The sequence below is a fragment of the Neorhizobium sp. NPDC001467 genome (assembly GCF_050275975.1).
GTDB lineage: Bacteria > Pseudomonadota > Alphaproteobacteria > Rhizobiales > Rhizobiaceae > Neorhizobium.
In genome coordinates, this window is sequence record NZ_JBNNPS010000006.1 from 41,311 (window position 1) to 63,801 (window position 22,491).

General features: G+C 62.3%; 18 protein-coding genes and 1 pseudogene. 12 read left to right on the forward strand and 7 right to left on the reverse strand.

All coding sequences use genetic code 11. The features are described 5' to 3' along the window. Positions 1 to 38 precede the first annotated feature (38 nt). From ACQKKX_RS13645 to coaBC, 7 genes and pseudogenes are all read left to right on the forward strand, one after another. The gene (locus ACQKKX_RS13645; protein WP_427571265.1) at positions 39 to 1,424 is read left to right on the forward strand and encodes a dihydroorotase; all 1,386 of its coding nucleotides are present in this window, start codon (positions 39 to 41) and stop codon (positions 1,422 to 1,424) included. Then, entirely contained in the window at positions 1,421 to 2,671 is a 1,251-nt protein-coding gene (locus ACQKKX_RS13650) for a Zn-dependent hydrolase (RefSeq protein ID WP_427571267.1), read from the forward strand. The genes ACQKKX_RS13645 and ACQKKX_RS13650 overlap by 4 nt, the downstream gene beginning before the upstream one ends. A gap of 4 nt (positions 2,672 to 2,675) precedes the next feature. Next, a complete protein-coding gene (locus tag ACQKKX_RS13655; protein WP_427571269.1) occupies positions 2,676 to 3,770 on the forward strand; it encodes a DUF917 domain-containing protein in 1,095 nt (364 codons plus the stop codon). A 45-nt stretch (positions 3,771 to 3,815) separates the two neighbouring features. Next, positions 3,816 to 5,476: pseudogene (locus ACQKKX_RS13660) on the forward strand (urocanate hydratase). Positions 5,477 to 5,781: 305 nt separating this feature from the next. After that, positions 5,782 to 7,194: a hypothetical protein gene (locus ACQKKX_RS13665; RefSeq protein ID WP_427571595.1), complete on the forward strand. Its 1,413-nt coding sequence runs from the start codon at positions 5,782 to 5,784 to the stop codon at positions 7,192 to 7,194. Positions 7,195 to 7,263: 69 nt separating this feature from the next. After that, complete coding sequence (locus tag ACQKKX_RS13670) at positions 7,264 to 8,052, forward strand: hypothetical protein (protein ID WP_427571597.1); 789 nt, start codon at positions 7,264 to 7,266, stop codon at positions 8,050 to 8,052. An 87-nt stretch (positions 8,053 to 8,139) separates the two neighbouring features. Continuing rightward, on the forward strand, positions 8,140 to 9,348 hold the full coding sequence (gene coaBC / locus ACQKKX_RS13675; RefSeq protein ID WP_427571271.1) for a bifunctional phosphopantothenoylcysteine decarboxylase/phosphopantothenate--cysteine ligase CoaBC: 1,209 nt from the start codon (positions 8,140 to 8,142) through the stop codon (positions 9,346 to 9,348). A gap of 71 nt (positions 9,349 to 9,419) precedes the next feature. On the opposite strand, the gene ACQKKX_RS13680 is transcribed toward coaBC, so the two are convergent. Next, positions 9,420 to 10,214 carry a class II glutamine amidotransferase gene (locus tag ACQKKX_RS13680; RefSeq protein WP_427571273.1) on the reverse strand — a complete coding sequence of 265 codons (795 nt, stop codon included), beginning with the start codon at positions 10,212 to 10,214 and terminating at the stop codon, positions 9,420 to 9,422. Between the two features lie 287 nt (positions 10,215 to 10,501). Here ACQKKX_RS13680 and otsB point away from each other — a divergent pair, with 287 nt between their 5' ends. From otsB to ACQKKX_RS13695, 3 genes are all read left to right on the forward strand, one after another. After that, complete coding sequence (gene otsB, locus ACQKKX_RS13685) at positions 10,502 to 11,281, forward strand: trehalose-phosphatase (protein WP_427571274.1); 780 nt, start codon at positions 10,502 to 10,504, stop codon at positions 11,279 to 11,281. A 40-nt stretch (positions 11,282 to 11,321) separates the two neighbouring features. After that, the gene (gene otsA / locus ACQKKX_RS13690; protein WP_427571275.1) at positions 11,322 to 12,701 is read left to right on the forward strand and encodes an alpha,alpha-trehalose-phosphate synthase (UDP-forming); all 1,380 of its coding nucleotides are present in this window, start codon (positions 11,322 to 11,324) and stop codon (positions 12,699 to 12,701) included. A 133-nt stretch (positions 12,702 to 12,834) separates the two neighbouring features. After that, positions 12,835 to 13,425, forward strand: coding sequence for an IMPACT family protein (locus ACQKKX_RS13695; RefSeq protein ID WP_427571276.1), 591 nt, complete (start codon positions 12,835 to 12,837; stop codon positions 13,423 to 13,425). A gap of 3 nt (positions 13,426 to 13,428) precedes the next feature. Here the strand turns inward: ACQKKX_RS13695 and ACQKKX_RS13700 are convergent, their stop codons facing one another. After that, positions 13,429 to 15,012, reverse strand: coding sequence for a peptide chain release factor 3 (locus ACQKKX_RS13700; protein ID WP_427571277.1), 1,584 nt, complete (start codon positions 15,010 to 15,012; stop codon positions 13,429 to 13,431). A gap of 80 nt (positions 15,013 to 15,092) precedes the next feature. Between ACQKKX_RS13700 and dut the strand changes: the two genes are divergently transcribed. Both dut and cysK read left to right on the forward strand, forming a co-directional pair. Continuing rightward, positions 15,093 to 15,557 carry a dUTP diphosphatase gene (dut, locus tag ACQKKX_RS13705; RefSeq protein WP_427571279.1) on the forward strand — a complete coding sequence of 155 codons (465 nt, stop codon included), beginning with the start codon at positions 15,093 to 15,095 and terminating at the stop codon, positions 15,555 to 15,557. A gap of 593 nt (positions 15,558 to 16,150) precedes the next feature. Further along, complete coding sequence (gene cysK / locus ACQKKX_RS13710; RefSeq protein ID WP_427571281.1) at positions 16,151 to 17,116, forward strand: cysteine synthase A; 966 nt, start codon at positions 16,151 to 16,153, stop codon at positions 17,114 to 17,116. 56 nt (positions 17,117 to 17,172) lie between these two features. Here the strand turns inward: cysK and ACQKKX_RS13715 are convergent, their stop codons facing one another. The 5 genes from ACQKKX_RS13715 to ACQKKX_RS13735 form a co-directional block, all read right to left on the reverse strand. Continuing rightward, positions 17,173 to 17,766, reverse strand: coding sequence for a YdeI/OmpD-associated family protein (locus ACQKKX_RS13715; RefSeq protein ID WP_427571283.1), 594 nt, complete (start codon positions 17,764 to 17,766; stop codon positions 17,173 to 17,175). A 158-nt stretch (positions 17,767 to 17,924) separates the two neighbouring features. Continuing rightward, the gene (locus tag ACQKKX_RS13720) at positions 17,925 to 19,463 is read right to left on the reverse strand and encodes a YifB family Mg chelatase-like AAA ATPase (protein ID WP_427571284.1); all 1,539 of its coding nucleotides are present in this window, start codon (positions 19,461 to 19,463) and stop codon (positions 17,925 to 17,927) included. Between the two features lie 270 nt (positions 19,464 to 19,733). Beyond that, positions 19,734 to 20,687 (reverse strand): glutathione synthase, encoded by a 954-nt coding sequence (gshB, locus tag ACQKKX_RS13725; protein ID WP_427571286.1) that lies wholly within the window; start codon positions 20,685 to 20,687, stop codon positions 19,734 to 19,736. A gap of 85 nt (positions 20,688 to 20,772) precedes the next feature. Continuing rightward, a complete protein-coding gene (locus tag ACQKKX_RS13730; protein WP_427571287.1) occupies positions 20,773 to 21,282 on the reverse strand; it encodes a cupin domain-containing protein in 510 nt (169 codons plus the stop codon). A 104-nt stretch (positions 21,283 to 21,386) separates the two neighbouring features. Then, complete coding sequence (locus tag ACQKKX_RS13735; protein WP_427571289.1) at positions 21,387 to 22,490, reverse strand: sn-glycerol-3-phosphate import ATP-binding protein UgpC; 1,104 nt, start codon at positions 22,488 to 22,490, stop codon at positions 21,387 to 21,389. Between the last annotated feature and the right edge of the window lies 1 nt (position 22,491).

Below are 22,491 nucleotides of genomic sequence, written 5' to 3' on the forward strand. Positions count from 1 at the left end.
GCACATAGACGACAGGCCGATCAATGGGAGGCAGGGCCATGGCGGATTTCGATCTCGTTTTGCACGGAACGGTGGTTCTTCCGGACCGCATTGTCGATGGGGCCTATGTCGCCGTGCACGACGGCAGGATCGCGCAGATCGGACGCGGCATGCCACCTTCCGCCAAGGACCGGCATATGCTGGGCCACGGCGCCCTGATCCTGCCCGGCGCAATCGATGCGCAGGTGCATTCGCTGTCCCAGAAGGATCAGGAGGATTTCGTCTGGTCCACTCGTTCGGCTGCCGCCGGCGGCGTCACCACCATTGTCGACATGCCCTATGACGAGGGCGATCTGGTCTGCTCTGCCGAGGCGGTGAAACGCAAGATCGCGCATGCCGGCGCGCAGGCGCGCGTGGATTTCGCGCTTTACGGCACGATCGATCCGCAAGAAGGTCCGGCGCGGATTCTCGAGATGGTGGATGCCGGGGTCGCCGCCTTCAAGTTTTCGACATTCGGCACCGATCCGAAACGGTTTCCGCGCATTCCGCCGGCTCTGCTCGATGCTAGCTTTGCAGCCATTGCACCCACCGGCCTCACCGCAGGCGTGCACAATGAGGATGACGAGGCGGTGCGGGCCTATATGGCGACCGTCATGGCCGCCGGCATAACCGACTGGCGCGCGCATGGAATGTCGCGGCCGCCCATCACCGAACTGCTAGCCATGCACACGATCTTCGAAACCGGCGCGCAGACCGGTTGCCCGGCCCATGTGGTGCATTGTTCGCTGGGGCGTGGCTACGATATCGCCGCAGCCTATCGGCGTGATGGTTTTGAGGCGACCGTTGAATGCTGCATCCATTACCTGACACTCGACGAGGAAAACGACGTCAAACGCCTCGGCGGAAAGGCCAAGATCAACCCGCCCATCCGTCCGCGCGCCGAGGTGGAGGCCCTGTGGCGAAAAGTGGCCGATGGAAAAGTCTGGCTGGTTTCCACCGATCACGTGAGCTGGTCGGAAGATCGCAAGACGGATTCCGACATGTTGAAGAACGCATCCGGCGTGCCGGGGCTGGAAGTAATGGTGCCGCTGTTCGTCAAAGGCGCGATGGAACGCGGCATTTCGCTGACATGGGCGGCAAGACTGATGGCGCAGAACCCGGCACGACATTTCCGCATCGACCATGTGAAGGGCGCGCTAACCATTGGCCGCGATGCCGATATCGTGGTGTTGACACCGGAGGAGAAGATCTATGACGCAGCGGCGAGCGGCAACAACGTCGTCGGCTGGAGCCCCTATGACGGCATCCGCCTGCCCTATACAGTACAGGCCACCTATCTGCGCGGCAGATTGGCGGCGCGGGAGGGCCATGTGACGGCGGAACCTGGGCGCGGCCGTTTCGTGCGACCGCCAATAAGACATGTATTGCAAGGGGAACTTTCATGACGTCCAACCTGACGGTCGATGCCGCGCGTATTGCGGCCGACATCACGGCGCTGTCCGAAATCACGGAGCCGGACCGGCCGTGGACGCGACGGGCATTTTCACCGCTGTTTCTGCAAGGCCGCGCCTATGTGGAGCGGCGCATGAAGGATGCGGGGCTTGAGACGCATATCGATCATGCCGGTAACCTGATCGGACGCAGAGCCGGAAAAAAGGGCGGCGGCACGCTGATGATCGGATCGCATTCCGACACGGTGCCCGAGGGCGGGCGGTTCGATGGCATTGCCGGGTTGATTGCCGCGCTGGAAGTGGCCCGTTCGCTTGCCGACAAGGGCATCGAACTCGACCACGATCTGGAGATCGTTGATTTTCTGGCCGAGGAAGTGAGCCCGTTCGGCGTCTCCTGCATCGGCAGCCGCGGCATGACCGGGCAGCGACCAGATACGTGGCTGCACCGCATGGCCGATGGCCGCAGCCTCGCGACCGGCATTGCCGAAATGGGCGGCGACGTGAATGCGGCGACGGCCCGCGGCGACATCAGGGGCTTTCTCGAACTGCATATCGAGCAGGGCACGGTGCTGGAACGCGAAGGCATCAATATCGGCGTAGTGACGGCTATTTCCGGCATTACACGGATCGAAATCGTCGTCGAGGGTCGCGCCGACCATGCCGGCACAACCACCATGCCCGACCGCAAGGATGCGCTGGTGGCAGCCTCCGACATCGTATTGGCAATCCGCGGAGCCGGATTGGAGCTGTCGAAGACGCCAGGGCATTTTACCGCAACGGTCGGCGAATTCGCGATCGAGCCAAATGCCGCCAATGTCGTGCCCTCCCGTGTGCGCATGCTGATCGATGCGCGGGCGGAATTTCCGGCGGACATGGAATTGTTCGGGGCGCAGGTGGAGCGGATCGCCTCCCAGGCGGCCCAACGCTGGGGCGTTACGATCGCGACGCCGGAGCGGATTTCGCATGTCGTCGCGACACCCTGCGACCCCGACATTCTCGATATTCTCGAACGGGCTGCCGATGGCGCGGGCATCACCCATCGCCGCATGGCCTCGGGCGCCGGGCACGATACCGGCTGGATGGCCAAGGCGGCGCCCGCAGCCATGATCTTCGTGCCTTGCAAGGATGGCCGCAGCCACGCCGCCGACGAATGGGCAGAGACCGACGATATCGCGCTTGGAACGGCGGTACTGTTCCAGGCCGTGCAGGACATGGACCGGAGATTGTCTGAGGAGCGCTGACACGATGGGACGCATACTGGTCGAAAAGGATGTCGAGGCCGCCGTCAAGGGCGGGTCCGTTTATGCCGCCGGTGGGGGCGGCTGGGCCGATCATGGCCGCATGCTGGGCTATGCAGCGGTCGCTGTCGGCAAGCCGGAACTGGTATCGATCGATGAATTGAAGGACGACGACTGGGTGGCGACGGCTGCTGCCATCGGTGCACCCGCCTCGACCACGCCCTGGGAAATGCGCGGCGTCGATTATATCCGCGCCGTCGAGATTCTGCAGGAAACGCTAGGTGAAAAGCTTGCCGGCCTCATTATCGGCCAGAACGGCAAATCCTCGACCCTGAATGCCTGGCTTCCCTCCGCCGTCCTCGGCACCAAGGTGGTGGATGCCGTGGGTGACGTGCGTGCGCATCCGACCGGCGACATGGGTTCGATCGGCATGGCGGGTTCGCCCGAGCCGATGATCCACACAGCTGTCGGCGGCAATCGCGAGGAACACCGCTACATCGAGCTGGTGGTGCGCGGCGCGACGGCAAAGATCTCGCCGGTGCTGCGCACGGCGGCCGATCAGTCGGGCGGCTTCATCGCCTCCTGCCGCAATCCGCTACGGGCATCCTATGTGCGCAATCATGCGGCGCTGGGCGGGATTTCCCTGGCGCTGACGCTGGGTGAGGCAATCATCGAGGCGGAAAAGCGTGGCGGCTCGGCCGTGATCGACGCCATCTGCAAGACGACGGGTGGTCAGATCATTGCCGAAGGCGAGATTACAGCCAAGAATGTCGTTTATACGCAGGACGCTTTCGATATCGGCACCATTACCATTGGTGCGGGAGACAATGCGTCGCTACTGCATGTCATGAACGAATATATGGCTGTGGAGGATGCCGGTGGCAATCGTGTGGCCACGTTCCCGTCGGTAATCACGACGCTGTCTGTCGAAGGCGAGCCGCTGAGTGTCGGCCAGCTATCGGTGGGCATGAAGGTTTTTGTGCTGCATGTGCCGATGGAGATTTTGCCGCTGTCTTCCAGCGTCCTCGATCCGACGGTTTATCCCTATGTGGAGAAGGCGATGGGGATCGAGATTGCGAAATATGCGCTGAAGGGGCGCTAGAGCCGAGCGTCAAGGCCATCGCACGGAACGAAGGAGGAGACCCGAATGGCAAAGCACAATCCGCGTCACCCCGATTTTCCCATTCCCAGGGGGCCGGACCTGCGTGCCAAGGGCTGGCGGCAGGAAGCCCTGTTGCGGCTTCTGGAAAATGTTCTGTCTGTCGGCGAGGATCCGGACAATCTGGTTGTCTATGCGGCCCTCGGCAAGGCGGCGCGCAACTGGGCATCCCATAAGGCGATCGTCGAGGCGCTGACGACGATGGACGAGGACCAGACGCTGCTGATTCAGTCCGGCAAGCCGGTGGGGCTGATGAAGACCCATGCCAAGGCGCCTCTTGTCATCATGGCCAATTGCAACATTGTCGGCCAATGGGCGAAAGCCGAATATTTCTACGAGCTGGAGCGCAAGGGGCTGATCTGCTGGGGCGGGCTGACGGCCGGGGCCTGGCAATATATCGGCAGCCAGGGTGTCATTCAGGGCACCTACGAGATTTTCATGCGCATTGCCGAACGACGGTTCGGCGGCGATCTGGCGGGCCGTTTCATCCTCACGGCCGGCCTTGGCGGCATGGGTGGTGCGCAGCCATTGGCCGGGCGCATGGCCGGGGCGGCCATCCTGTGCATCGACATCGACCCGGAGCGCGCGGCCAAACGCAAGATGATCGGATATCTGGACGAGATTGCATCCGATCTCGATGCGGCACTGGCGATGATCGACGCTGCGGTGAAGGAGAAGCAAGCGATCTCCGTCGGTCTCGTCGGCAACGCGGCGGCGGTTTACCCGGAGATTTATCGACGCGGAATCGTGCCCGATATCGTCACCGACCAGACGTCCGCGCATGACCTCGTTTATGGCTACGTGCCGAAGGGCATGGATCTCGCGACTGTGAGAAACCTTCGCAAGGATGGTCAGGGCCAGTTGATGGCGGCAAGCCGTGCCTCGATCGTTGAGCATGTGCAAGCCATGCTGGATTTCCAAAAGGCTGGCGCGGAAGTTTTCGACAATGGCAACCTGATCCGCACACAGGCGCGCGAGGGCGGTGTCACAAACGCCTTCGACATTCCGATCTTCACCGAAGCCTATCTGCGGCCACTCTTCGCACGCGCCATCGGCCGTTCCGCTGGATGGCGCTGTCGGGCGAGGCAAGCGATATTGCCCGCATAGATGATCTGCTGGTCGAGATGTTTCCGGAAAACCGTATCATCACCAACTGGGTACGATTGGCGCGGGAAAACATTCCGTTCGAGGGACTGCCGGCGCGGATCGCCTGGCTGGGGCATGGCGAGCGCACGGCACTGGCTCGACGCGTCAACGAACTGGTCGCGAAGGGCGAGCTGGCCGGACCGATCGCGTTTTCACGCGATCATCTCGATGCCGGGGCCATGGCGCACCCGAACATCATGACGGAGCGGATGAAGGACGGATCGGACGCGATCGCCGACTGGCCGCTGCTCGACGCCATGATGCTATGCGCCTCCATGGCGGACCTCGTCGTCGTGCATTCCGGCGGTGGTGGTTATGCCGGCTACATGACCAGCTGTGGCGTCACCGTGGTGGCCGATGGCACGCATGAGGCCGATGAGCGGCTTGAGCATGCGCTGACGAACGATACGGCGCTGGGCGTGATCCGCTATGCCGATGCGGGCTACGAGGAAGCGCTTGACGAGGTCGAAAGGAAGGCTGTGCCGCATATCCGGACGCAGTGACGATGCGCGCGGCCGGGGCCCCTGGGCAGCGAACCGAAGGCCCCCTTTGTCGCCGGCAAAATCGTTTTCAATGTTATGCAGCATCTTGCTCAAGCGGCGCTGGCGTATCGGATCGTGATCGAAGGCGGACAGTCCGGCCATCATTCCGCCGCGATCATCGGTTCGCTAGAGGAATATAGTCCTTTCGCAGGATGCATCTTGCGCAATGCGTGGTGCATCGACACTGTTGCTGCATGACCACTTCGCCCATCGAACCGGAAACCCAGGCGTTTCGACAGATCGATCGGCCGGCTTCTGGAGGCCTCATGGCGCTTGGCGCTTCGCATCGATTGACCGACGGCATCGCAGCCGTCGAAACCATGACGCGCTTTGCGCTGGCCGTGCTGGCGCTCGCATCCGGCGTCTATACCTATCTGGGCGCACGCACGATCCTTGATGGTTCGCCGACGGCGGTGTTCTTTGCTGCCATCATCTATTCCGTCTCGGTCTCGGTCGGCATCTATGCCTTCTGGTCCTATATGATGCGGTTTTATCCGCATGTGACGAGTCGCACCGGACGTACGGGCCTCCTGTTCGTGATGGCGGCCGGTTGCGCGATGATCATGGCCATGTCGAGCTGGCTCAATGCCGCCGCGCTCGCGGGCTCGGCCGCCGTGGAACGGCATCTCGCCCGTTCGGTCGAGGATTATTCCGCCGATCTCGACCGCGCCCACCAGAATGCGCTCGCCGCACAAAGCCTGCTGCCGGACATCCAGCGCGCCTCCGAACGCTTCTCGCAACTGGCTGCCGTCGAGCGGCAGTCCGGCTCCCTTACCGGTACGACCGGCTCCGGCAGCGTCGTGCAGTTGCTCACCCAGATGTCGGCGCAGATGAAATCGCTCGAGGGCAATATCAACGCCTCGCGTGAACAGGTCACCGAACTGGTGGAACAGGGCCAGAAGCGGCTGGAGACCATGCGCACCATTCTCTCGACGCCGGGCGCGATCGAGCCCCGGGCGGATCAGTTCTCTTCGGAAGCCGTGGCACTGACCAATATCATGACGCAGCTTTCGCAGATGTCGGTTGCGCCTTCCATCCGCCGCGCTGCCGACGACCTCTCGCTCGGCTTCATCGCCCCGGTACCGGATGGCGCCGCCCCCGACCTTGTTAACCGCCAGAACCAGGTGATGGAGACGGTCAAGACATCGGTCGCAGCACAGTCCAAGGCCTTGGCCAAGGCGGCGGATGAAATTCTCGAACGGCCGCCTGTGGCGGAACGCCGTTTCGTGCCCATGTCATCGGCAGAGGCCGTGCTGCAATATGCCTATGACTTCATTCCCGCATGGGCCGGCGCCATTTCCATCGACCTTCTTCCCGGCGTCATGGTGTTCATTCTCGCGATTGTCCACGGCTCCATTCGCCGTCAGGAAGAAGGCATGTCGTTTGCCGAACGTCTGACGGTGGCCGAACTCATGGAAACGCTGTCTCTGCAAAAGGCGATTTCGGAAAGGTCGGCCGAGGCGAAGACCGGTGCCCAGCCGAATGCCGAGGAGGTGGCGCTGGCCGCCGCGGAAGAACGTGCGCAACGGGAACATGACGCGGACGACGGGGCCGAAAATCGGGATGAGGCACATTTTTCACGCGCCGATCATCACCGCACGGCAGACGGAGACGACACCCATCACGCGACGAATGTCGCAAGTTTCGATCCGGCCAAGACCCCGCGCAAAGGCCCCTGATCCGTGAGCCAGTTCAGCCGATCCGTTGCCACCAATGTTACTGCCGAGCCGAAGAAGCCCCGCAGTCTGATGCAGGTTCTGGCGTCGATCGACGATGGCACGATCCTGCGTACAGTGTTCTACCTCCTGCTGGGGGCTGCCGTCACGTTCCTTGCCGTCGATGTGTATGAGATTGCCACAAGGAAGGCCAATGAAAGCCTTCCCGGTCACGACCCGCTGACCACCGACGCGCCGGTGCTTCCACCGGCCCTGACCGAAGGTACGCCACATGCGCCGCCAGTCGAACCGGCAAGCCCGGCCGAGGTGCTGCGCAAGCCGATCACCTTCAATCTGGCGACAGGCGGCGTGCTGCTTGCCGAAGGCGCAATCGATCCCGGTGCGGCCGAACGGTTCAGGGCCGAGATCGAGGCGCGCGGTGAATATGTGAAAACGGTGACGCTCAATTCGCCGGGCGGCTCGGTGGAAGACGCCATCGCCATGTCGAAACTGATCCGCGACAGGAAGCTGGTAACGCGTGTGAAGGAACGCGCGCTCTGCGCTTCCTCCTGCCCGATCGTTTTTGCCGGCGGGGTGATGCGGATTGCGGAAAAGGATGCGGTGATCGGCGTGCACCAGGTCTTTAACGGCAGTCGCGAAAAACCTTCGCCGGAAGAAGCCATGTCGGCCGCGCAATCGACCACCGCCCGCATCGCCCGGCATCTGGAGGAGATGGGCATCGGCGCCGGTGTCTGGCTGAAGGCGCTGGAGACCCCGCCCGACCGGCTCTACTATCTGACGCCGAAGGAATTGGCGGATTTCCGGCTCACCACGCCGGGCGTAACACCTGCGGCGACGGCATCTCCGGTGCGGCGACCCTGACCGAACGCAAAGCGCCCGATATCGCCCGCGATTGCAACTTCCGCCCCAAAGGCTTAGCTTCCCGCCGACATCATTACGGGCAGAGCCATGGATCTTGCGGGCAAGCGCATTCTTCTCATCATCGGCGGCGGGATTGCCGCGTATAAAAGCCTCGATCTGATCCGCCGGTTGCGCGAGCGCGGTGCGCAGGTGCGGCCGGTCATGACCCGCGCGGCGCAGGAATTCATAACCCCGCTTGCCGTCGGTGCATTGTCGTCGGGCCACGTCTATACCGACCTGTTTTCGCGCGAGGACGAGCAGGATGTCGGCCATATAAGACTGGCGCGCGATTGCGACCTGGTTCTGGTTGCGCCCGCGACCGCTGACCGGATGGCAAAAATGGCGCATGGCCTGGCCGACGATCTTGCCGGCGCCGTGCTGCTGGCCACCGGCCGCTCGGTGCTGCTCGCACCCGCGATGAACCCGAAAATGTGGCAGGCGGCGGCGACGCTGCGCAATGTCGAGACGCTGAAAGGCGACGGCATCGCATTTGTCGGCCCGATGGCCGGCGAGATGGCGGAAAGCAACGAGGCGGGCACCGGCCGGATGGCCGAGCCGCTGCAGATCGTCGATGCGGTGATCGACCTGCTCGGTGGCGGGCCGATGCCGCTCCAGGGCCGTCGGGCGATCGTCACGTCCGGGCCGACGCATGAGCCGATCGATCCGGTGCGCTATATTGCCAATCGCTCTTCCGGCAAGCAGGGCCACGCGATTGCCGCAGCACTGGCCAAGCTCGGAGCCGACGTCACGCTGGTTTCCGGGCCGGTGACGATCCCGGAGCCGGATGGCGTCACCACCGTGCATGTGGAAACGGCAAGCGAGATGCTGGCGGCTGTCGAAGCGCACCTTCCGGCCGATATTGCCGTCATGGTGGCGGCGGTGGCGGACTGGCGTGTCGCCACCTCAGCCGGTCAGAAGATCAAGAAACAACCGGGCGAAGCTCCGCCGCCGCTGATGCTTGCGGAAAACCCGGACATCCTGAAGACGGTCGGCCACCATGTGCAGCGGCCCAAACTCGTCATTGGCTTTGCCGCCGAGACACAGGATGTCGAGGACAATGGCCGCGCCAAACTGGCGCGCAAGGGGGCCGACATGATCGTGGCCAACGACGTTTCCCCACAAACAGGCGTGATGGGTGGTGACCGCAACCGGGTCCACATCATTTCGGCCGAGGGGATCGACATATGGCCGGAGCTTTCCAAGACCGATGTCGCCCAGCGGCTGGCGGCATGGATTGTGGCACGGTTTTCCAGCTGAAACACGCGCGAAGCGGCTGTGCACCGAAGAAGCTGAGGACCGAGTCGGGTATTCCCCTGCTCGGGCCCAGATCAGGCAGCCTGCGAAAACAGTTTTGGTTCGAAAACGCCCCTTTTCATGCCCTCGTCGCTGAGCGTCACGGCGCTGCCATCGGGAATTTCCATCCAGGCATCGACATCATCGTTCAACGGTTCCGACACAAGGCAATACCCTGACTGCCCGCCCATCGGCGCCGCATAGAGCGTCGGTGGCCGGTTATCGGTCGCATAGCGCACGGCATAGAGCTGCCTGCCATTGGAAAAGGCGGCGGTGAAGCGCACGAGCGCGTCGCCGCCGTGACGACGCGAGAACGCCTCGACCGTTGCGATGGCTTGGGCCATGGCGCCGAATGGATCTTCATCCAGCCCGAAGTGCAGCGCGAGAAGGAAGAGCAGTTCGGAATCCGTCGTGCCGGTGCGGGCGTCGAACAGCGCGTCGGGCAGCAGCGCCTCCATGCGCCGGCGGATGCGGTCAAACCCGGCAATCTGGCCATTGTGCATGAACGACCAACGGCCGTGGACAAAGGGGTGGCAGTTATCCCGACGCGTGCCGCCATGTGTGGCGGCGCGCACATGCGCCAGGAAAAGCGGCGAGCGTATCTGCCGTGCCAGGCTGCGCAGATTGCAGTCGGACCATGCCGGCAGGATGTCGCGGTAACGCCCCGGTTCGGAATGATCGCCATACCAAGCGATGCCAAAACCATCGCCATTGGTGGCGGTCTTGGCGCGATTGGCGCAGTGCGATTGCTCGATCAGCGAATGGGCGGGCGAGGATACGAGCTCTTCGAGATAAAGAGGGTTACCACGGTAGGCTGCCCAACGGCACATGGCTTTCACTGCTCCAATCAGGACTGCGAAAAGAGGCGACTCATACCCGCAAGGGTCGATGCATATGGCTAACGAAAGGTTAAACTAACCGTATTCATGACGGAATTGCGACAGTCGCGCCCAGGCATTATGCAAGGCGACGCACGACTGTGACACCTGAGCAACGTTTGGCCGCTACCGTACCGAAGGGGTCCGTCACGGACGCGGACGGGGCGATCGGGGTTGCCGGCCCCGATCGCCGACCTAATTATCAGCACATGTCACAACAAGCAAAAGCCAGCAAAATCATGCGGGTCGGTTCCTCCTCGCCCTCTGCTGAGGCCGTATGCGAGCTTCTCCGCGACGTCGATCGATTTGCCCTCTTCGTGGATATCGACGGCACACTGATCGATCTTGCCGCAACGCCTGACGGTATCACCGTGCCGCCGGACCTGCCTTCAAACCTGGCGGCGGTGTCGCAGAAACGTGGAGGGGCGCTGGCGCTTGTAACGGGTCGGGCGCTTGCCTATGCCGATGCGCTGTTTACGCCGCACCGTTTTCCGATCGCCGGGCTGCATGGTGCCGAGCGTCGCATGGCTGACGGTACTGTCGACAAGGTTACCGTGACGCCGCATTTCCAGGCGCTCAAGGCCGAGATTGCCGACAACGCTGCCGGCTGGCAGGGGGTGCTGATCGAGGACAAGGGGGCGGCGGTCGGTGCCCATTATCGCCAGGCGCCGGAGCGCCGTGACGCGCTCGAAGCACTGATGCAAGCGGCAGCCGCAAAGGCGGGTCCAGAGTTTGCCCTGCAACGGGGCAAGATGGTGATCGAGCTTCGCCCCGCCCGCGCAAGCAAGGGCGAAGCGGTTAAACGTTTTCTTGAAGAGGCGCCGTTTTCCGGGCGCCTGCCGATCACCATTGGTGACGACCTGACCGACGAGGCCATGTTCCGTGTGGCAAACGAGCTCGGCGGCCATTCGATCCATATCGGCGACGCCATGCTTGCCGATGGCAGCAAGACGGCCGCCACCCTTCTTATCCCCAGCGCGCAGGAATTTCGCGACATTCTGGTGGACCTGGCGCGATAGCGCCGGAGTTCGTCAACTTTATATCTGAAAGGAATTTGCCTTGAGCCGCCTTGTGGTCGTTTCGAACCGTGTCACCGTTCCCAAGAAGGCGGGCGATGCACCCGCCGGCGGTCTTGCTGTTGCCTTGCAGGCCGCCCTGCAGGAGCGCGGCGGCATCTGGATGGGCTGGTCGGGCAATTCCAGCGGCGATAACGAGCCGGCAGAGATGGATATTCGCGAACATGGCAACATCACCTATGCGCTGACCGACCTCACCGACACCGATGTGGAGGAATATTACCACGGTTTTGCCAATCGGGTGCTCTGGCCGATTTGCCACTACCGGCTGGATCTGGCCGAATACGGGCGCAAGGAAATGGCCGGCTATTTCCGCGTCAACCGTTTTTTTGCCCACAAGCTGGCGCCGCTTCTCAAGGAAGACGACATCATCTGGGTGCACGACTATCACCTCATCCCGCTTGCCGCGGAACTGCGGCAGATGGGTTTCAAGAACAGGATCGGCTTCTTTCTGCACATTCCCTGGCCGCCGGCCGACGTACTGTTCGCCATGCCGGTGCATGAGCAGATCATGCGCGGGCTGTCGCAATACGATCTCGTTGGCTTCCATACCGATTTCGACCTCGATAATTTCGGCGGCGGCCTGGTACGCGAGGGGATCGGCGAACGGCTGGAGGGCGGCCGCAAGTTCTCGACCTATGGGCGGACGTTCAAGGGTGGCGCCTATCCGATCTCGATCGAAACCCAGGCGTTTTCCCAGTATGCGCAGCGGGCGTCGCGCAATGCCATGGTCAAGAAGGCCCGCGAAAGCATAGAGGGTCGCGACCTGATCATCGGTGTCGACCGGCTGGATTATTCCAAAGGTATTACACAGCGCATCGATGCGTTCGAAAAGTTCATCGACCTCAACCCGGCCTACCAGAACAAGGTCACCTATCTGCAGGTAACACCGAAATCCCGTTCGGAAGTGCCGGAATACGAGGAGATGCAGCGCACGGTGGCTGAACAGGCGGGACGGGTAAACGGCGCTCTCGGCCAGGTGGATTGGACCCCGATCCGCTATGTCAACCGGTCGATCGCCCGGCCGCTTCTGGCCGGCCTCTACCGGCTTGCCAAGATCGGGCTGGTAACGCCGCTGCGCGACGGCATGAACCTTGTCGCCAAGGAATATGTCGCCGCGCAGGATCCGGCCGATCCTGGGGTTCTGGTCCTGTCCCGATTTGCCGGAGCGGCGCGCGAACTTTCCGGAGCTCTTCTCGTCAATCCATACGATATCGAAGGTACCGCGCACGCCATTGCCCGCGGTCTCACCATGTCACTCGAAGAGCGCAAGCAGCGCTGGGAGCAGATGATGAAGCATCTGCTGGAATATGACATCAACCGCTGGTGCGATGACTTCCTGAAGGATCTGACCGCGGATTGAGATCGTAGCCGCGTGACAATGCCGATATCTAACACTCTGATGGTGGTCAACGCATTGGACGTGATGGTCGCAATCGACTGAGCACGGTGGCGCAGGCCTTCCAATGCGGACATTGCAGCGCTAATGCTGCCGGATGTTCCATCTCGCTCAAGCCGCCACATTCGAACAGGTGGTCAAGAACAGCCGCTTTGCGGCCATCGCCCTTCCCGTTCCCAGCGAGGAGGCGGTCAAGGCTGCATTGAGCGAACACAGTCTTGCGGACGCAAGTCATAATTGCTGGGCATGGCGGATCGGCTCCGCCTATCGTTTCTCCGACGACGGCGAACCGAGCGGCACGGCGGGCAAGCCGATCCTTGCAGCAATCGACGGGCAGTCGCTGGATCAGGTTCTGGTGATCGTCACCCGCTGGTTCGGCGGCGTCCTGCTCGGCAGCGGAGGGCTGGTGCGCGCCTATGGCGGTACGGCGGCGGCATGCCTGCGGGCGGCAGCGCTGGTGGAGGTCAAGCCCACAGTTCAGGCCATGGTCGAAATCGAATTTTCCGATCTCGCGCGCATCAGGGCGAAGCTGTTGGCGGTCATCGACCTCAGCATCGAGGACGAGCAGTTTACCGCAACCGGCGCCACTCTTTGCATGCGCGTGCCAGAGGCGCAGATAGACACCGTTTCACGGCTGATCTGCGATCTCACAAGCGGACGCGCCGCGCTGAAACGCGACGACGCCTGAAGATCACGCCGCCTTAGCGACGTGATATTCCTTGATCGCCACCATTTTGATAGCCGGGTAACGTTCGGACTCGTAGCGCAGCGAGAAAGCATCCTGGGCCAAGAAGACAGGATCGCCGTCGAGATCGCGGGCGATATCGCCACGCTTGACGGTGACGAATTTTTCAAGCTCCGCCTTGTCATCACACGACACCCAGCGACAGACGGAAAAACGCGACATTTCGAAAGAGACCGGCAGCGAATATTCGGCCGACAAGCGCTCCTTCAGGACATCGAGCTGCAGAGCCCCGACGACGCCGACAATGGCTGGCGAGCCATCTTCGGGTGAAAACAGCTGTACGACGCCTTCCTCGGCCATCTGCTGGAGAGCTTCCTTGAGCTTTTTCGCCTTCATCGCGTCTTCCAGACGCACACGGCGCAGAATTTCAGGCGAGAAGTTCGGCACGCCCTGGAAGACCAAGGCTTCGCCCTCCGTCAGCGTATCGCCGATACGAAGCGTGCCATGATTGGGAATGCCGACGACATCACCGGCAAAGGCCGTATCAGCAAGCTGGCGTTGCGAGGCGAAGAAGAATTGCGGCGCGGTAAGACCAAGCTGCTTGCCGGTGCGGGCGAGTCGCGCCTTCATGCCGCGTTCGAGCTTGCCCGAGCAGATGCGCGCAAAAGCAATACGGTCACGATGGTTTGGGTCCATATTCGCCTGAATCTTGAAGACGAAGGCTGTCATCTTGTCTTCGGCGGCATGCACGGTGCGGATGTCGGCAATCTGGTCACGCGGCGGCGGTGCATAGGCACCGAGCGCGTTGATGAGGTCGCGGACGCCGAAATTGCGCAGGGCCGAGCCGAAGAAGACTGGGGTCATGTGGCCTTCGAGGAAAGACTGCTGGTCAAACGGGCGGCAGGCTTCCAGAGCGAGTTCGGTTTCCTCGATGAAGGCTGCGCGTTCGTTTTCCGGCAGACGGTCGGCAACGGATTGCGGGCCGTTGACCGGCAGCGCATCCACCTGCGTGTCGGAGCCGCGAAACGTGTTGCCAGCCAGATTGTAGGCACCGCAAAAGGTCTTGGCACGTCCGACCGGCCAGGTGACCGGAGCGGTATCGAGCGCCAGCTTTTCCTCAACTTCATCGAGGATTTCGAACGGGTCGCGGCTTTCGCGGTCCATCTTGTTGATGAAGGTAATGATCGGAATGTCGCGCATGCGGCAGACTTCGAACAGTTTCAACGTGCGCGGCTCGATGCCCTTGGCGGCGTCGATGACCATGACGGCTGCATCCACCGCCGTCAGCGTGCGATAGGTGTCGTCGGCGAAGTCCTCGTGACCGGGCGTATCGAGAATGTTGAAGACATTGCCCTGATATTCGAAGGTCATCACCGAGGTCACCACCGAAATACCGCGTTCGCGCTCGATCTTCATCCAGTCGGAGCGTGTCTGAATGCGGTCCTTCTTGGCCTTGACCTCACCCGCCAGCTGGATGGCGCCGCCAAACAGAAGCAGTTTTTCCGTAAGCGTGGTCTTGCCGGCATCCGGGTGGGCGATGATCGCAAAAGTGCGGCGGCGGGAAACCGCCTCTGCCAGTGTTTCGGCCATGGGAAATCCTTTGAGTTGCCGCGTATCTAGCGATTTGGCGTCAGATATGCAATTGACCGCGGGTAAAACAGGAGAATGACATGCACGACGTGATAGGCCCCGTGGTCAACCTGATCCGCCTGCCGAACGGCGCCGGGCTTGAGCTTCCGGCCTATGAAACATCCGGTGCCGCCGGCATGGATTTGCGGGCCGCCATTGCCGAGGACGAGACAATGACGCTCCGGCCGGGCAAGCGCGCGCTCGTGGCGACCGGCTTCGTCTTCGAAATCCCCACCGGTTTCGAGGCGCAGATCCGTCCGCGTTCCGGCCTTGCCTTCAAGAACGGCATCACCTGCCTTAACACGCCCGGCACGATCGACAGCGATTACCGCGGCGAAGTGAAAGTGCTGCTGGTCAACCTCGGCGACGAGGATTTTGTCATCACGCGCGGCATGCGCATCGCCCAGATGGTGGTGGCGCCGGTCACGCAGGTGCAGATTGCCGAAATCGTAGGGACATCGCAAACCGGCCGCGGCGCGGGCGGTTTCGGCTCGACGGGCGTGTGAGGGCAGATGCCAAGGTGCGGCTCTTGGGCGCAGACCAGCCGCGCGGCAGATGGACCCCGGTGGTCGCAATCTCTCCCGCGCCCTAGAAAATGCTAGCGGCATGACATCAGCAGTGAAATGGTCCTGCTCAATACCGGCTTTGCCATTACAGCCGGCCTCACGCTCTCAAGCTCTTGAGGCCATCGTGGCATCAAGACAGGGCAAACGAAGTGAGTATCCGGATCGGATGGCTGCTACTGCACCACATGCCGCATGGCGATCCGCCAATGCGATAATGCCGCCGGGTCATTCCCAAGGAGCCGATCCGGCTACCGGCACTGGCACGTCTCTGAAAATCGCAATGGATCTTTTTTTCGCGCAGATACGATCGAGACACGGCACCGGCACAAAAGGCCAGGCTACCCCTGTCGGACGGCATGGACTTTCCAAAAGAGGCGTGTGGGCGGGCTGGCCGGGATCGATAACGGGCTTGTTCAAAATCGGTCGAAAAGCGTCGAATTTTTCCGCCACTAGCCGCCATATGCAAGGTGGCATCCTCGCATTGTAACGGGCGAAGTTCTATTTTCTGTCGAGATTTTAGAACGGAGAATGACATGTCGGAGAAGAAGCCCGGTCGGGGTCGCATCTATGCCTCGATTACACAGACCATAGGCGACACGCCGCTGGTGCGCCTCGACAAGCTGGCCAAGGAACAGGGCCTGAAAGCCACGATCCTTGCCAAGCTGGAATTCTTCAACCCGATCGCTTCGGTAAAAGACCGTATCGGTGTTGCGATGCTTGAAGCGATGGAGGCCGATGGACGCATTGCGCCCGAAAGGACGGTTCTGATCGAGCCGACCTCGGGTAATACCGGCATCGCGCTGGCCTTTGCCGCCGCGGCCAAGGGCTACAGGCTGATCCTTACCATGCCGGAAACCATGTCGATCGAACGGCGCAAGATGCTAGCGCTTCTGGGCGCCGAACTGGTGCTGACCGAAGGCGCCAAGGGCATGAAGGGCGCCATCGCCAGGGCCGAGGAACTGGCCGCATCAACGCCGGATGCCATCATTCCGCAACAGTTTGAAAACCCTGCCAATCCCGAAATCCATCGCAAGACGACGGCGGAAGAGATCTGGAACGATACCGAGGGCCAGGTTGACATCTTTGTCGCCGGCATTGGCACGGGCGGCACGATCACCGGGGTTGGCCAGGTGCTGAAGGCGCGCAAACCTGACGTGAAGGTGATTGCCGTCGAGCCGACGGAATCGCCGGTACTTTCGGGTGGCGAACCGGGCCCGCACAAGATCCAGGGCATCGGTGCCGGCTTTGCGCCGAAAATTCTCGACACGGAGATCTATGACGAAATCGTCACCGTAACCAGCGCCCATGCGATGAAGACGGCGCGGCATGTGGCGCGCCTGGAAGGCGTGCCAGTCGGCATTTCGTCCGGCGCGGCGCTCAAGGCCGCAATCGAGATCGGCAAGCGGCCGGAAAATGCGGGCAAGACGATCGTGGTGATCATTCCATCCTTTGCCGAGCGCTATCTTTCGACGGCCCTGTTCGAAGGTCTCGGCGGCTGACCAATGCCGGGAGGCCGACCCGGTTGACGGTCGCGTCGTAACAAGCGGCGACACCGTCAGTCGTTCAGCCCCTTGCCTTCAAGGATACGCGGCACGGCCTTGTCGATCCGAGCCTGCCGGGTCTTCGACTGTTTTGGTGCTGCGAAATTGAGAAGATAGGCGCGCTGCCGGCCCGGCGTCAGCGCTTCGAAGGCAGTCTTGAGTTCGGGCGCCGCTTCGAGCCGTGCCTGAAACTCCTGCGGCACCGGAAACTCTTCCGTCTTGCGGTACGCGACCTTCAGCCCCGCCTTCTCCACCGTTACCGCCTCCTGCACATAGGCGATCAAGACATCGCGCATCCGCGCGATTTCAACAGCTTGGGTGAAACGGATCTGACGGGTGGCCTGAACGTTCTTGGTCTGCTGGATGAGGATGTTTTGCGGATCCTTCATCAGCACGCCCTTGAAGAACAACAGCGCGCAATAATCATTGAAACCGTGGATGATGATCGCGTTCGCGCCCTCCACGGTATAGCAGGGCTCGCCCCATTTCAGCTGCTCCACCAGCCCGCATTCCAGCACGATCTCGCGCAGAACCTCAAGTTCCTCGCGCCAATGCGTCTGCCGCTCGAAATAGGCATCGACGTCCGGGTTCGTTGCTGCCTTGACCATCACCCCTCCCGTGCCCTGTCCATGCCCCGCCCAAGCTTCGATCGGGTCCTTGCCTGCCTCCCGTAAGACCTGCGCCTCCATGGCCGTGCGGCCCACCGCGTGCCCCTCGATAGTATGACTGCAGTGTTTGCGCCGGTACCGGCAGGATGCGAATGCTTTCAAGCGGGAGCTGGTGCCGGACGCTCTCCAGCCATGCGATAGGAAATGGCCTCGGCAAGGTGAATGCGACCAACCGTATCATGATCGTCAAGATCGGCAAGGGTGCGCGCGACCTTCAATACCCGGTGATAGCCGCGCGCGGAAAATTTCAACTTTTCGGCGGCATCGCGCAGCAATTGCAGCCCTGCCGGATCCGGCGCGGCAAATGTTTCGATCATGGCTGTCGAGCAGTGGGCGTTGGTGCTGGTGACGCCGCCCTGCCCGGCCGCCGCGTAACGTTCCTGCTGGCGGGCCCGGGCGCGGGCGACCCGACGCGCGACGTCGGCGCTACGCTCGGCCGGCACCGGACGGATCAGATCGACAGCGGAAACCGCCGGCACTTCGATACGGATATCGATCCGGTCCATCAGCGGTCCTGAAATGCGCGCCTGATAATCGGCGGCGCAGCGCGGACCGCGGGCGCAGGTGTGGCCCGGTTCACCTGCCATGCCGCAACGGCAGGGGTTCATCGCGGCGATCAGCTGTATGGCCGCCGGATAGGACACCCGGTGATTGGCCCGGGCGATGACGCATTCGGCCGTTTCCAGTGGTTGGCGCAGCGCATCCAGCACTTGCGGCGAAAATTCCGGAAACTCGTCGAGAAACAGCACGCCGTGATGGGCAAGCGACGCCTCACCCGGCCTTGCCCGCAGACCGCCACCGACAAGGGCCGCCATGGTGGCCGAATGATGAGGAGCACGATACGGCCGCCGATCCGACAGCTTGCCGCCCGACAGCTGGCCTGCAATCGAGTGGATCATCGAAACTTCAAGGAGTTCGGCCGCGGCAAGCGGCGGCAGGATGGAGGGCAGGCGTGCCGCCAGCATGGATTTTCCCGAACCCGGCGGGCCGATCATCAAGAGGTTGTGCCCGCCGGCGGCGGCAACCTCAAGCGCCCGCTTGGCGCTCTCCTGGCCTTTGATATCGGCCAGGTCCGGCAGATCGGCGGCCGGTGCCCGGATCGCCGGCTGCGGACGCGACAGAACCTGGGTGCCGCGAAAATGGTTGGCAAGCGCGACCAGGCTGCGAGGTGCGAGGATATCGATCTCATCGCCTGCCCAGGCGGCTTCCGCGCCGCTCTCGGCCGGGCAGATCAGCCCCTTGCCGAGCGCGTTCGCGCCGATCGCTGCCGGCAACGCGCCAGCTACCGGCGCCAGCGTGCCGTCAAGATTGAGTTCGCCAAGAACGGTATAGCCGGCCAGCGCATCGGCCGGGATGGCGCCGAGCACGGCCATCAGGCCGAGCGCGATCGGAAGATCGAAATGCGAGCCTTCCTTGGGCAGGTCGGCCGGGGCGAGATTGATGGTGATCTTCTTGGGCGGCAAGGCAAGCCCGGAAGCATGAAGCGCCGCCTGCACCCGCTCGCGGCTTTCGGCGACGGCCTTGTCCGGCAGGCCGACGATATGCATGTTGATCTTGCCCGGCCCGATCATGACCTGCACATCGACCGGAACGCCTTCAATGCCCTGAAACGCCACAGTACCGACACGCGCCACCATTGCCCAGTTCCCTCTTGCCGGCAGGGCGACACACGCCTGACGCGACCCCGGTTGCAATCAAGCATAGAATGAGGTCGCAGACAAGAACATCAAAGGAACAAATACTCTCTTTACGTTCATTCTGGTTGCATCTGGTTGCAAACCGCGAACAAAGGCGAGAGAAGACGGGAACGAACCGGGACGGCCCATCATCGGCGATCGCTCATCCCTTTCACAACCCGGCACCAGACGCGTTTTCGGCCAAATGTTCCACTGGGAATGAGCGCAGGGTCAGGCGTTGCGCTTGGCTTCGATCGCATCCCAAAGCAGGCTGGCGACATCAGCGCCGCCAAACTTCTTCACCTCGCGAATGCCCGTGGGCGACGTGACGTTGATCTCGGTCATGTAATCGCCGATCACATCGATACCCACGAAGAGAAAACCGCGCTCGCGCAGGGCAGGTCCGATGCGGGCGCAGATTTCCCGCTCGCGCGCCGTCAGCTCGGTGGGTTCGGCGCGGCCGCCGACATGCATGTTGGAGCGGCTGTCGGTTTCGGCCGGCACACGGTTGATGGCGCCAACCGGTTCACCATCCACCAGCAGGATGCGCTTGTCGCCCTTGCGAACTTCCTTGAGGTAGCCCTGGGCGATATAGGGTTCGCCGCGATACATCTGGCCGAACATTTCGAGAAGCGAAGTGAAGTTGCGGTCGTCGCGGGCCGAGTGGAACACGCCGGCGCCGCCATTGCCATAGAGCGGTTTGAGAATGATATCGCCCAGTTCCTGGCGGAAGGCGGCGATTTCGGCCGGATCACGCGAGATCAGTGTCGGCGGCATCAGGTCGGCGAATTCGGTAACGAAAATCTTTTCAGGCGAGTTGCGCACCCAGGCTGGATCATTGACGACCAGCGTCTTGGGATGAATGCGCTCAAGCAGGTGGGTCGAGGTGATATAGCCCATGTCGAAAGGCGGATCCTGGCGCAGGTGGACCACGTCGATGGTTGACAGATCGACCCGCTCCTTGTCACCGAGCGTATAGTGATCGCCCTTGACGTCGCGCAACTGCATCGGCTCGAGCGCGGCGAAGATGCGGCCGTCGCGCATGGTCAGCCGGTCCGGCGTATAATGGAAGACCTGATAGCCGCGCGTCTGCGCTTCCAGTGCCATCGCGAATGTTGAATCACCGGCAATATTGATGCCGGAGACATGATCCATCTGGAACGCGACTGTCTTGATCTTCGCCATAGGCCACCCTTTGAAAATGCCCGCCTGATGTAAGACGACGGGGCAAGGATGGCAACCGCTTCGGCAGCCTTATCGTTACCGGTCTTCAGGCCGCCAGAGCAGCCTTTTTCTTCGGCATGAACTTTGCCCACGCGCGAAAAGCGTAAGACAGCGGCATGGGCAGCGGCTTGCGCACGAAGGCGATCTTTTTCACGTAAGTGTCGATATGCCAGGTGGCCCAGGTGCCGCCGCGGAAATAGCCGACATCGCCGGGCCCGAGCGTGCGCTCGCTACCGTCTTCGGCGCGGATATGCACTTCGCCTTCCAGAATGACGACGGTCTCGTCCCAGCCGAAATACCAGCGGAAGGTGCCGGCCGTGCAATCCCACACACCGGTGGCGGCGAATTTGTCAACGGCTTGCGAGTGGGCGCAGTAGCGCGCCTGCGGATCGCCGGCGATCACCCAGTCGGGCTCGATCGGAAGCGGCGTCATCTCCGCCGTGGCCGAGCTGCCGCCGACGAAGGGCGACGGCGCGGCAGCAAAGGTCGGCCGGCCCTGCCCCTTGTAACGAATACCGACGGCAGCGACTGCAAGGCCAAGATAATGCAATGCCATATCAATCCCCCTGATCCTGATCGGGGACAATGATAGGGCAGGAGCGTCTATCGGCGGTTGCGCAAATCGTTAAAATTGCAGCAACCGCGCCAAGTTTGTCTGGCTTAGCCGACCGGGGCCGGGCTCGGCATGTCGATCACGGCCTTGGGCTGGCCGGACACGGCAATCCGCCTGCCATCTTCGGCCGAGAAGAAGTGCAGTCTTGCCGGATCGACGCCGATGCGCATCGTTGCCGGAATATCCGTTTCGCCCGACAGGGTGATCGTCAGCGGCTGATCGCCGACCAAGCCGTGGACGAGGCGCTGCGAGCCGAGTTCCTCGACATATTCTACCCCAAAGGGCATGCCTTCCTCGCCGGAAACCACGCGCAGATCTTCGGCGCGCAGACCGACGGTGACGGGGCCGGAGGTCGGCGCATAGCCGGCGAGCGAAATCATCGCCGGGCCGATCGCCAGCCGGTCGCCTTGGCACTCGCCCTTGACCAGGTTCATGGCCGGCGAGCCGATGAAACTGGCGACGAAGGTGGAGGCCGGCGTGTGATAGACTTCGAGCGGCGAACCCACCTGTTCGATCCGCCCGCCATTCAGAACCACCAGCCGGTCAGCCAGCGTCATCGCTTCCAGCTGGTCGTGGGTGACGTAGATCGAGGTCGTTCCGAGACGGCGCTGCAGGCGCTTGATCTCGCCGCGCATCGATACGCGCAGCTTGGCATCGAGGTTGGAGAGCGGCTCGTCGAACAGGAAGACCGAGGGCTTGCGCACGATGGCGCGCCCCATGGCGACACGCTGGCGCTGTCCGCCGGACAAGGCACGCGGTTTGCGATCCAGATACTGGGTGATTTCCAGCATGCGGGCGGCCTCGGTCACGCGCGCGTCGATCTCGGCCTTCGGTGTCTTGCGGTTTTTCAGGCCGTATTCGAGGTTCTGGCGCACCGTCATATGCGGGTAGAGCGCATAGTTCTGGAACACCATGGCGATGTCACGATCGGCCGGTTCGACCCGGTTGACGACACGCGAACCGATCTTAACCTCGCCTTCGGAAATGGTCTCAAGGCCTGCCAGCATGCGCAGAAGCGTGGACTTGCCGCAGCCGGAGGGGCCGACCAGAACGATGAACTCCCCGTCCTTGATCGCAAGGTTGATATCGGTGACAGCCCTAACGCCGCCGGTATAGATCTTTCCGACTTTTTCGACGTCGATGGATGCCATT

Coding starts and splice junctions, on each gene's coding strand:
- otsB (WP_427571274.1), top strand. CDS start 10,502: ATGCGGGTCGGTTCCTCCTCGCCCTCTGCTGAGGCCGTATGCGAGCTT.
- ACQKKX_RS13700 (WP_427571277.1), bottom strand. CDS start 15,012: ATGGCCGAAACACTGGCAGAGGCGGTTTCCCGCCGCCGCACTTTTGCG.
- coaBC (WP_427571271.1), top strand. CDS start 8,140: ATGGATCTTGCGGGCAAGCGCATTCTTCTCATCATCGGCGGCGGGATT.
- ACQKKX_RS13645 (WP_427571265.1), top strand. CDS start 39: ATGGCGGATTTCGATCTCGTTTTGCACGGAACGGTGGTTCTTCCGGAC.
- ACQKKX_RS13670 (WP_427571597.1), top strand. CDS start 7,264: ATGCAGGTTCTGGCGTCGATCGACGATGGCACGATCCTGCGTACAGTG.
- ACQKKX_RS13735 (WP_427571289.1), bottom strand. CDS start 22,490: ATGGCATCCATCGACGTCGAAAAAGTCGGAAAGATCTATACCGGCGGC.
- ACQKKX_RS13730 (WP_427571287.1), bottom strand. CDS start 21,282: ATGGCATTGCATTATCTTGGCCTTGCAGTCGCTGCCGTCGGTATTCGT.
- ACQKKX_RS13650 (WP_427571267.1), top strand. CDS start 1,421: ATGACGTCCAACCTGACGGTCGATGCCGCGCGTATTGCGGCCGACATC.
- gshB (WP_427571286.1), bottom strand. CDS start 20,687: ATGGCGAAGATCAAGACAGTCGCGTTCCAGATGGATCATGTCTCCGGC.
- ACQKKX_RS13655 (WP_427571269.1), top strand. CDS start 2,676: ATGGGACGCATACTGGTCGAAAAGGATGTCGAGGCCGCCGTCAAGGGC.
- ACQKKX_RS13695 (WP_427571276.1), top strand. CDS start 12,835: ATGTTCCATCTCGCTCAAGCCGCCACATTCGAACAGGTGGTCAAGAAC.
- ACQKKX_RS13680 (WP_427571273.1), bottom strand. CDS start 10,214: ATGTGCCGTTGGGCAGCCTACCGTGGTAACCCTCTTTATCTCGAAGAG.
- ACQKKX_RS13720 (WP_427571284.1), bottom strand. CDS start 19,463: ATGGTGGCGCGTGTCGGTACTGTGGCGTTTCAGGGCATTGAAGGCGTT.
- cysK (WP_427571281.1), top strand. CDS start 16,151: ATGTCGGAGAAGAAGCCCGGTCGGGGTCGCATCTATGCCTCGATTACA.
- dut (WP_427571279.1), top strand. CDS start 15,093: ATGCACGACGTGATAGGCCCCGTGGTCAACCTGATCCGCCTGCCGAAC.
- ACQKKX_RS13665 (WP_427571595.1), top strand. CDS start 5,782: ATGGCGCTTGGCGCTTCGCATCGATTGACCGACGGCATCGCAGCCGTC.
- ACQKKX_RS13715 (WP_427571283.1), bottom strand. CDS start 17,766: ATGGTCAAGGCAGCAACGAACCCGGACGTCGATGCCTATTTCGAGCGG.